At 57.8% G+C, this 9,633-nt stretch carries 9 protein-coding genes and 1 pseudogene; 7 read left to right on the top strand and 3 right to left on the bottom strand.

Translation table 11 applies throughout. The features are described 5' to 3' along the window. Positions 1-173 (top strand): annotated as a pseudogene (locus tag HR9077_RS22230) (IS4 family transposase); the annotation flags it as partial. A gap of 10 nt (positions 174-183) precedes the next feature. Here the strand turns inward: HR9077_RS22230 and HR9077_RS15930 are convergent. The 3 genes from HR9077_RS15930 to HR9077_RS15920 are packed head-to-tail and all read right to left on the bottom strand — an operon-like array spanning position 184 to position 3,678. After that, entirely contained in the window at positions 184-1,212 is a 1,029-nt protein-coding gene (locus tag HR9077_RS15930; protein WP_136068050.1) for an aconitase family protein, read from the bottom strand. Continuing rightward, complete coding sequence (locus tag HR9077_RS15925) at positions 1,209-2,120, bottom strand: alpha/beta fold hydrolase (RefSeq protein ID WP_136068048.1); 912 nt, start codon at positions 2,118-2,120, stop codon at positions 1,209-1,211. Before HR9077_RS15925 ends, HR9077_RS15930 begins: the two co-directional genes overlap by 4 nt. A 46-nt stretch (positions 2,121-2,166) precedes the next feature. After that, on the bottom strand, positions 2,167-3,678 hold the full coding sequence (locus HR9077_RS15920; RefSeq protein ID WP_136068046.1) for an SLC13 family permease: 1,512 nt from the start codon (positions 3,676-3,678) through the stop codon (positions 2,167-2,169). Positions 3,679-3,837: 159 nt separating this feature from the next. Between HR9077_RS15920 and HR9077_RS15915 the strand changes: the two genes are divergently transcribed. From HR9077_RS15915 to HR9077_RS22490, 6 genes are all read left to right on the top strand, one after another. Continuing rightward, positions 3,838-4,752, top strand: coding sequence for a LysR substrate-binding domain-containing protein (locus tag HR9077_RS15915; protein ID WP_136068044.1), 915 nt, complete (start codon positions 3,838-3,840; stop codon positions 4,750-4,752). A 330-nt stretch (positions 4,753-5,082) separates the two neighbouring features. After that, entirely contained in the window at positions 5,083-7,473 is a 2,391-nt protein-coding gene (locus tag HR9077_RS15910) for a DNA/RNA helicase domain-containing protein (RefSeq protein ID WP_136068042.1), read from the top strand. 107 nt (positions 7,474-7,580) lie between these two features. Then, positions 7,581-7,937, top strand: a complete 357-nt coding sequence (locus HR9077_RS15905) for a nucleotide pyrophosphohydrolase (protein WP_136068040.1) — start codon at positions 7,581-7,583, stop codon at positions 7,935-7,937. 219 nt (positions 7,938-8,156) lie between these two features. Beyond that, positions 8,157-8,933 carry a type IV toxin-antitoxin system AbiEi family antitoxin domain-containing protein gene (locus HR9077_RS15900; RefSeq protein WP_136068038.1) on the top strand — a complete coding sequence of 259 codons (777 nt, stop codon included), beginning with the start codon at positions 8,157-8,159 and terminating at the stop codon, positions 8,931-8,933. Further along, positions 8,923-9,093 carry a nucleotidyl transferase AbiEii/AbiGii toxin family protein gene (locus HR9077_RS15895; RefSeq protein ID WP_244613304.1) on the top strand — a complete coding sequence of 57 codons (171 nt, stop codon included), beginning with the start codon at positions 8,923-8,925 and terminating at the stop codon, positions 9,091-9,093. The genes HR9077_RS15900 and HR9077_RS15895 overlap by 11 nt, the downstream gene beginning before the upstream one ends. 110 nt (positions 9,094-9,203) lie before the next feature. Further along, a complete protein-coding gene (locus HR9077_RS22490) occupies positions 9,204-9,536 on the top strand; it encodes a hypothetical protein (RefSeq protein ID WP_458692925.1) in 333 nt (110 codons plus the stop codon). Positions 9,537-9,633 lie beyond the last annotated feature (97 nt).

Raw genomic sequence — 9,633 nt, 5'->3', positions numbered from 1 at the left:
AGTTAACAGTCCTCCCCTGGGTCTCGCCGGGGCGTGTGCCCGGTGTGATCCAGTCGATGCTGGAGATGGCGCCTGCCTTCGTCTTGCCTGAGCGACGCGAGCGATCTTACCCCCGATCAGTCAGGCGCCGACCCCAGAAGTACCCGACCAAGAGAAATGCCAGTCAGCGTTAACTGACTGGCATTACTGCACAGGTGTGCCTTCCAAGGCAGATCCCGCCTGCAATCTGGTGTAGTGGAGCGCCTGTTCGGCGCTTCTCCGCGTCGGTCCCTCGGGGAATTCATCTAGCCCAGGGATGCGCTCGTCGATGGCGGCCACCTGGTCGGGGCTGGTACCCCAGGTTACCTGGGGGGAGACGTCGCTGGCATCGAACCGATACTCGGCATCGAATGTACATCCTAGGTCGGAATGAAGGCCCTGCCATGTCGCCAGCGCTGCGTCATGATGCTCAGAGGTGATGTCCGGTGCGCGGGCCATCACGTAGTCTGTCGCCTTTTGATCGGGAGCCACGAGTGCGCCGCGAGCTCCGGCTTCGAGCGTCATGTTGCACAGCGTGAAGCGTGCCTCGATCGATAACGCATCGATGGCGGTACCGCAGTATTCGACCACGTAGCCACGAGCACCCTGGGCTCCGATGTGGCCGACTACCGCGAGTACTAGATCCTTGGCCGTCGTACCCAGGGGGAGGGTTCCGTCGATGCATATGCGCATGTCCTTGGCGAGCCGGTAGACCAGCGTCTGCGTCGCCAGTACGTGCTCCACATCAGTCGTTCCGATGCCGAAGCCCAAGGCTCCGAGCGCGCCATATGTCGTAGTGTGACTGTCTCCGCAGATTACGACCATGCCGGGACGAATCATCCCGTGCTCCGGAGCCACCACATGTTCGATGCCTTGCAGGGCATCGTTGGTGTCGAACAGTGGTATATGGAAATGGTCGCAGTTTTTCTTCAGGTTCGATGCCTGAAGTGCCGATGCTGTGTCGTGAATAACACGAATCCTGGTCGGATGCGTAGGAATGATATGGCTCACGACGGCGACGTTATGGCCCGGCATCGATACGTGGCGGCCTTGCTCGTACAGCCCCGCGAACGCTTGCGGGCTGGTGTATTCGTTCATGAGATGCAGGTCGCAAAACAGCAGAAGATTATGCTCGTCTAGTGTTGCAACCGTATGCGAATCGACTATTTTTCGATAGAGCGTCTTCGGTTTCATGAGTCCACCTCCAGCAGAAACGGCAGAACCCTGGCGAGCAGCGCATCCGGTGCTTCCTCGGCGATGTAGTGCCCGCAGGGAAGAGTCCCACCTTCAAGCTTGTCGGCCAGATTCTTCCACTCTTCGAGTGGTCTGAAGCACTTCTGGATCACGCCGTGTTCGCCCCACATCACGAGCACAGGCGCTGTGATCCGTCGACCGGCATCGATATCATCCCGCTCATGTTCCATATCAATGCCTGCCGCGGCTCGATAATCCTCGCAGATACCGTGGGCAGTGCCCTCAAGCGCGATGCAGCGCCGGTATTCGTCGAGTGCTCGCGGATCGAACGGCTCAAGCCCGGCACTACGCCGGCCCATCACGTCGATGATGTAGGCTGGGGGGTCGGCTTCGATCAGACGTTCGGGTAGCGATGCGGGCTGGATCAGTAAGAACCAGTGCCAGTAGGCGCGAGCGAACGTGTCGCTGGTCTGCTGATACATGGAAAGTGTCGGTGCGATATCGAGTAGTATCAGTCGTGACACTGTTTGCGGGTGATCAACAGCGAGCCGGTGTGCCACCCGAGCCCCGCGGTCATGTGCTAGCAGGTCAAAGCTTTCGAAGCCCAAGTGGCGCATTAACGTCAGTTGATCTTGTGCCATCACCCGTTTCGAGTAGTTCGAGTGATCCGGTAAGCCTGCTGGCTTCGATGAATCGCCGTAACCACGAAGATCGGCCGCGACCACGGTGAAATGTTCGGCTAGTGTTGGTGCTACCTTGTGCCAGATCGCAAGTGTCTGGGGATGGCCGTGCAATAGTAGTAGCGGTGGGCCGCTGCCGCCGATGACAGCGTTGATGTAGATCTGTGGCTCGACCTCGACACGTTGTATTTCGAAGCCGGGGAATAACTGACAAATATTAGAAGTCATCGTTCTTTCTCCTTATGAGGTTGTGATGAAGTGGGCGATCCAGTGTCTAGGAAGCCCAGATTGCACCTGCAATGAAGTAGCTCAGCAGAGTTACCAGCACAATACCGACGATATTAAGCCCAAATCCGGTGGTTGCCATGGACTGTATCCGCATATTTCCGGTGCTAAAGACGATCGCATTAGGCGGTGTCGCGACCGGTAACATGAACGCGTAACTGGCGGCAATGGCAGCGGGTATTGTGATCATTTCTACGGAAAAACCTTGGGATACGGCGACTGCTGCAAGAAGTGGTAGGAAGGCGGCTGCAGTTGCGGTATTGGACGTAACCTCGGTCAGGAAGATAATGACGAGCGCTACCAGTGCGATCATTCCCATTAGTGGTAAAGTGCCAAGCGATCCGATGCTATTTGCGATCCATTCGGCCAGCCCGGTTGACTGAATAGCTGCGGCCAGCGACAGGCCCCCGCCAAATAGCAGTAGTACGCCCCACGGAAGTTTGACGGCGTCTTTCCAGCACATCAGGAAGATGCGCTGCTTGGTATCGACCGGAATCAGAAACAGAGCTAATGCGCCTATCAGAGCAATACTAGTGTCGTTGATACCGGGCAAGTAGTTTGTGATAAACGGCCTGAAGATCCAGCCAAGCGCTGTGAGTGCAAAGACCACCAAGACTAGTTTTTCAGCCTTGGACCAGGGGCCTAACGTTTCTATCTCCGCACGAATCAGTTCCCGGCTGTTCCCGTCATGGAATTTAAAGCTGCGCCGAGTCAACCACCACCATGTGAAAATCAGCATTGCCGCCGCGACCGGAATACCCAACAGCATCCACTGTCCGAAGCCGATAGAAACGTTGTAATTCGCTTGTAGAAAACCCGCAAGCATCGCGTTCGGTGGTGTACCGATCAGCGTTGCGACGCCGCCGATACTTGCTGCATAGGCGATGCCTAGCAGCAGGGCAGTGGCAAAGCGCGTACGTTCAGTATTGTCCGAGTCGTCTCCATCACGATTAAACAGGTGGATTACAGACATGCCGATTGGCAACATCATAATCGTGGTTGCGGTGTTGCTGACCCACATGCTGAGAAATGCCGTGGACAGCATAAAGCCGGCTATCTGTTGCGAAGGGGAGCTACCAACCAGCATAAGCGTGCTGAGCGCGATGCGCCTGTGCAGGTTCCAGCGTTCCATCGCGAGTCCGAGTATAAAGCCGCCCAGGAAAAGATAGATGATCGGGTTGGCGTATGGGATGGTAGCGTCGCTGATCTCGCCGATACCCAATGTTGGAATCAACAGGATGGGCAGTAAGGAAGTGATGGGTATCGGGATGGCCTCAGTCGACCACCAAGTGGCGATCAGTAACGTTATGCCCACGGTCGTCCAGGCTGAGACGGGCATTCCAGTGGGCGGGGGAATCACCAAACATGCAATTAACAGGGTCGGTCCGAGATAGAAGCCGATCCGGGCAGCAAGGTGGCTGGATGTGTTGTCATCCCCATTGGCATGCGCTGTCAATGTACGAGCTGAGGGCGATGATATTGTAGTTGTATTTCTCGTCATGGAGCATCTCTCTTGGTTCACATGGGCAGCCCTTGTATCGGCTTCGGCGCCAGGGCTATTTTGTCGTTTTGAGTATCAATTGAGGCGTCGCTTCAGGATCTGTCACCAGCAATGCTATTATTTACGTTTCGTGAAATTAACCTGTCTGGTGTGAAGTCTATGAACACGATTCGTAAACAATGGCCACTTCCGGAAGACCTCCGTGTATTTCTGATTATCATTCGGAAACAGAGCTTTACGGCTGCAGCCGATGAGCTGGGTGTGTCACCTGCCTATGTCAGCAAGCGCATACAGCTTCTGGAGAAGGTGTTGAATACTCGCCTGTTTCACCGAACTAGCCGGCGTTGTGCGTTGACAGATGACGGGAAACTGGCCGAGCGTGCTGCGGTGCAGATTCTGGACGATATGCATACCCTGTTCGATGATCTGTCCGATGCACGTCAGAGTCCGCACGGTCTGCTGCGTATCTGCAGCAGTTTTGGGTTTGGGCGCAACCACGTGGCACCCGCTATCGCTGGACTCGCGCAGCAGTTTCCAGAATTGGAGATCCGTTTTGAGGTGTTCGATAGGGTGGTCGATATCGTGGGAGAGGGTTTCGATCTGGAAATCCGAGTGGGCGACGACTTGCCCGGCCAGCATATCAGTCGCCATCTTATCTCGAATCAGCGAGTGCTCTGTGCAGCGCCCAATTATCTGGAGCGATGCGGGACACCGGTTACGCTGGATGAGCTGATTGAGCACGATTGCCTCGTCATCAAAGAACGCAATAACGCTTTCGGCGTCTGGGATTTAGAGTGTGGCGACCGCACCCAGAGTATTCGTGTCAGCGGTCCCTTGTCCTCAAACAACGGCGAGATCGTGCTTCAGTGGGCATTGCACGGCCGTGGCATCCTGCTACGTTCCATGTGGGACGTTGGACCACTTCTGAAGCAGAATAGCTTGGTACGAATACTAAACGACTACAGTCAGAGTGCAGATGTTTGGGCAATTTATTCAACTCGAGCTGCCAATTCGGCAAAAATACGCGTGTGTCTGGAATTTTTGGAACATCACTTCTCACAATTAGAAGTCTGATGGTTTGATACGAGTCCTGAATCCTAGCAATAAGTGAAGAACTTGCGTGTTCAGGGTTCTTGAACATTACTTCCAGGAGTATTTGTTCCGGTATCCGCTGACCTTCCAGAAAGCGGGTCGGATAGTACGCAGTTGAGCTTCAAACTCGATGAATAGTAAGTGCGCGTCTGGACCGCAGCCTGCTTCGACCAGGATGGCTCTCCAAGCCCTCTGTGGCTGGCACATGAGCTTCAGGTGATGTTATAGCAGTTAGTAGCGTGCATAATTGCACGATGCATGTATATTGGAAATAATGTAACTGTCTGTTTATAAAAAGGAAACTTTTGGGGAATGCTGGTCTACAACGCCACCAAGCAGCAGTTCATCGACGATGTGCGAGCCAACGTCATCACCGACGCCATCGAGAACGAGGTGGCACGCAGACTGAACCGCAACTCGCCGCGCAGTGAGGTGACGTCGTGGGAGAACTCCCTGCGCTTCATGATGAGCGTTCTGCTCGACGAGGGCATTCCCGCATCGGCGGGAGTGGCCATCGAGTACAACATTCCGCTGACCAATCGCCGCGTGGACTTCATCCTGACCGGCAAGAACCACCAGCGGGACGATGCGGCGGTCATCGTGGAACTGAAACAGTGGCAGTCCGTCGAGGTGACTAAGAAGGACGCCATCGTGCGCACCCAACTGGGCGGCGGTGTACGCGAGACCAACCACCCGTCGTATCAGGCGTGGTCCTATGGCGCGCTGATCGAGGACTACAACGAGACGGTACGCTCCGAGTCGATCCGCCTGGTGCCTTGCGCCTACCTGCACAACATGAAGCAGGGGGACGCTATCAATGATCCCTTCTACGAGCACCACACGCGGCGTGCGCCGGTCTTCATCTCTCAGGATGCCATGAAGCTCTCGGCGTTTCTGAGCCAGCACATCAAGTACGGTGACAGCAACGACATCATGTATCGCATCGAGCACGGTGTGATCAAGCCGAGCAAGAACCTGGCGGATGCCCTGGCCTCGATGATGCAGGGCAACGCCGAGTTCCTGATGATCGACGACCAGAAGCTCGTCTATGAAACCGCCATCGATCTTGCGCACCGCGCAGGCAGCGGTAACAAGCAGTGCCTGATCGTCAAGGGCGGGCCTGGTACCGGCAAGTCGGTGGTGGCCATCAACCTGCTGGTGGAGCTGACGAAGCGCGAGATGATGACGCAGTACGTCTCGCGCAACTCGGCCCCTCGGGAGGTCTTCAAGAAGAAGCTGACCGGCACGCGCAAGAAGACCCACATCGACAACCTGTTCAAGGGCTCGGGTAGCTACGTCAACGCCGAGCCGGATACCTTCCATGCGCTGATCGTCGACGAGGCGCACCGCCTGAACGAAAAGTCGGGCATGTACCAGAACCTGGGCGAGAGCCAGATCAAGGAGGTGATCACCGCATCACGCTTATCGATCTTCTTTATCGATGAGGCGCAACGCGTGACGCTGAAGGACGTGGGGACGGTCGAGGAGATCTGGCGGCGGGCAGCCGAGTGCGGCGCCGATGTCCACGAGCTCGAGCTGGCATCGCAGTTTCGCTGCAACGGCTCGGATGGCTATCTGGCCTGGCTCGATCACGCCCTTCAGGTTCGCACCACGGCCAATACTGACCTGGAGGACATCGACTACGACTTCCAGGTGTTCGATGACCCGAGTGCCATGCGCCTTGCGATTCTCGAAAAGAACCGCAAGGCCAACAAGGCCCGCATGGTGGCGGGCTACTGCTGGCCTTGGGCCAGCAAGAAGGACAAGCCGGCCATGGACATCGTGTTTCCCGAGTATGGCTTCGCGGCCCAGTGGAACCTCGATGACGACGGCATGCTGTGGGCCATCGCCGATGGATCAGCAGAGCAGGTCGGCTGTATCCACACCTGCCAAGGGCTCGAATTCGACTACGTCGGCGTCATCATCGGAGACGACTTCGTGATTCGTGACGGCCGCGTGGTGACAGACGCGGGCAAGCGGGCGGGGCAGGATCGCTCGGTGCATGGCTACAAGAAGATGCTCAAGGAGCAGCCCGAGCATGCCCGTACCCTGGCCGACCAGATCATCAAGAACACCTATCGCACGCTGATGACGCGGGGCCAGAAGGGCTGTTACGTCTATGCCACGGACCCCGAGACCCGCGAGTACTTCGCGGCCTTCGCTCGTTCGCAGGCAGCCACCGAGCATACCGATCTGGCTGAAGAGGCCGAGACGCTGGATGGCTTGCACCTTCCCATCGTGACGCGTGATGAGGCGGTGCCGTTCGAGCGCCATGTGCCCGTGTACGATTTGAGCATCGCCGCCGGTGAGTTCAGCGAGATGCAAATCGCTGACGCCGAGCACTGGGTCGAGCTGCCGGACTTCATGCGCGCGAGCCCCGACCTGTTCGTCAGCCGGGTAGTGGGAGAGTCGATGAATCGGCGCATCCCCAACGGCGCCTGGTGCCTGTTCCGTGCCAATCCCGGCGGCACACGGCAGGGCAAGGTCGTCGTGGTGCAGCATCGCGCCATCGAGGACCCGGACCACGGCGGCAGCTTCACGGTGAAGCAGTATCAGAGCGAGAAGGTCGAGGAGTACGGCGAGTTCGTGAACCAGCGCATCGTGCTGAAGCCCCAGACCAACGCCTTCGGCTACAAGGACATCGTGCTCGAGGACGAGCTTGAGGACCTGAAGGTCATCGGTGAATTCCTCTCCGTGCTGTGAGCGAGTGGGCGGCCGGATGGTCGCCTATGCCTATGTCGGCTGGATGGCGAGCGGTAGAGCAGGCATGCTCACCGCTATCCGATACCGCAGAACCAGGTGAACCCTAGATGTCAGACCCGTTCAAGCAGCTTCGCGACGCAATGGACCAGTTCGCCACCGAGCGCGACTGGGACCAGTTCCACTCGCCCAAGAACCTGGCCATGGCGCTGACGGTGGAGGCAGCTGAGCTGCAGGAGTGCTTCCAGTGGCTGACCGAGGCGCAGTCCAGGGAGCTGGATGAGCAGCAACTGGCCGCCGTGCGCGACGAAATTGCCGATGTTCAGCTGTACCTGATCCGGCTGGCGGGCAAGCTGGACGTGGATATTGAAGCGGCATGCCGGGCGAAGCTGGAGAAGAATGCAGAGAAATACCCCGCCGACCAAGTGAAGGGCAGTGCGAAAAAGTACACGCACTATCAGGAATGACTTGATGTGTGGCCGCTTTGTCCCCTGCAGCGGCCTTCTCTGCTAGCTTCTTCCCTCAAGCTACCTCCCGCTGAATTCGGCCTCAAGCAAGGCCGGAGACTCAGCTTTCGGTTTAAAATCCTCGCTAAAAGCGGCCATTAATGGCGATTCTGTGTTTGAAGATAAACCAGTATAGTTTATTCTCCACTCTGAAGACGGAATTTAAGGCCGCTTTTTAACGTGAAAATAAACCAGCTGCTGCACAAGATCCCGTATGGCGCCGTCGTGACGACCGCCTGGCTGGCGTCACACGGCGTCACCTCGGATCAGGCACGTAAGCTGGCCAGCAGTGGCTGGCTGCAGCGCGTGGGGTACGGCGCCTACTGCCAAGCGGGGGAGCCTCTTACCTGGGAGAGCGCTGTTTTCGCCTTACAGACGAGCGACGACACGGGCTTACCACCTCTGTGGCCGGGTGGCCAGACGGCCCTGGCACTGCATGGCTTTGCCCACTATCTGCCCATGGGGGAGAGCACAGCGCACCTGTATGGCAAGGAAGCCGTTCGGCTGCCTCGGTGGTTGAGTGATGCTGAGTGGGCAAGGCGGATGGTGCTCCACTCCGAAAAGGGCCTGCCAGTGCAGCTTCCCGATAGCTTCACGGACTACGCGCCGGATGGCAGGGCCTTCAGCTTGCAGGTATCGACCCCCGAGCGAGCGGTCCTGGAGTGGATCGCCGTGACGCCGAATGCGCTGCTGTTCAGCAGTGAGCTGGTGGATACCTTCGGCGGGCTTAACACGCTGCACCCGCGCCGGCTGCAGGCATTGCTAGAGGGGTGCCGTTCGGTGAGAACGAAGCGTGCTTTCTTGGTGCTGGCTCGCCACGCCGGACATGCCTGGTACGGTCATCTGGAACCACGCCAACTGGACCTTGGCAAAGGTAAGCGGCAGCTCTGCCAGGGCGGCAGGCTGGATAGGGAATATCACGTGACGGTGCCGGAGGCGTTCCTGCATGCCGATTGAAGCTCGCTACCACGAACAGGTCAGGCTGTTGGTCTCGCTGCTGCCTTTCCTCAGTGACGAGCCGTGCTTCGCCCTGAAGGGCGGTACGGCCATCAACCTCTTCGTGCAGCCATTACCCCGCCGACATCGACCTGGCCTACCTGCCGCTGGAGCCCCGTGAGGAAGCACTGCGACGCTGTCGCGAGGCGCTGCAGCGGCTGGCAGAGACCTTCAGCGCCCGACTGCCTGGAGTGCGCCAAGCGGCAGTTTGGTCAGTACTACCAGTATGTCATGACTTTGCACATGGACACTGGCAATCCCCATGTCCAACTCATGGTACGGAATCTTGGCCATGATTGGCGGCGGTTGCATGTGAAGAAGGGCGACCCGCAGAAGTGGCGGGAGGCCTTCGCGGCCGAGCTGGAGCGCCAAGGGGTGGAAGCTGCGGCGACGCCACGCGCCACTCGTGGCGTGATCAAGAGGGGGCAGCCAAGTAGTGCACCACATTCGCGAGAAAGGCTAGACACCACAGGTGTACCAGATGAAGTTCCGGGAGGTCCTCGAAGACTTCCGCGAACAGCGATCCGGTCAAGCACTGTCGACGCCGGAGCTATAAGTCCGTAAATCATCAAAACAGATTGTCCCCCCGACCCGCATGACCTTTCCTTGCTGGTGACCAAACCTGTAAGGGCCGTGCCATGCTGAGCCGAGAGGACTTTCT

This window comes from Modicisalibacter radicis (genome assembly GCF_900961225.1).
Lineage (GTDB): Bacteria > Pseudomonadota > Gammaproteobacteria > Pseudomonadales > Halomonadaceae > Modicisalibacter.
Note: the sequence above shows the minus strand (reverse complement) of the source record. Positions and strands in the feature narration are given on the sequence as shown.

Bases quoted from the DNA above. Each gene is read 5' to 3' on its own strand.
- HR9077_RS15930 (WP_136068050.1), bottom strand. From the start codon at position 1,212: ATGAAACCGAAGACGCTCTATCGAAAAATAGTCGATTCGCATACGGTT.
- HR9077_RS15925 (WP_136068048.1), bottom strand. From the start codon at position 2,120: ATGACTTCTAATATTTGTCAGTTATTCCCCGGCTTCGAAATACAACGT.
- HR9077_RS15920 (WP_136068046.1), bottom strand. From the start codon at position 3,678: ATGACGAGAAATACAACTACAATATCATCGCCCTCAGCTCGTACATTG.
- HR9077_RS15915 (WP_136068044.1), top strand. From the start codon at position 3,838: ATGAACACGATTCGTAAACAATGGCCACTTCCGGAAGACCTCCGTGTA.
- HR9077_RS15910 (WP_136068042.1), top strand. From the start codon at position 5,083: ATGCTGGTCTACAACGCCACCAAGCAGCAGTTCATCGACGATGTGCGA.
- HR9077_RS15905 (WP_136068040.1), top strand. From the start codon at position 7,581: ATGTCAGACCCGTTCAAGCAGCTTCGCGACGCAATGGACCAGTTCGCC.
- HR9077_RS15895 (WP_244613304.1), top strand. From the start codon at position 8,923: ATGCCGATTGAAGCTCGCTACCACGAACAGGTCAGGCTGTTGGTCTCG.
- HR9077_RS22490 (WP_458692925.1), top strand. From the start codon at position 9,204: ATGACTTTGCACATGGACACTGGCAATCCCCATGTCCAACTCATGGTA.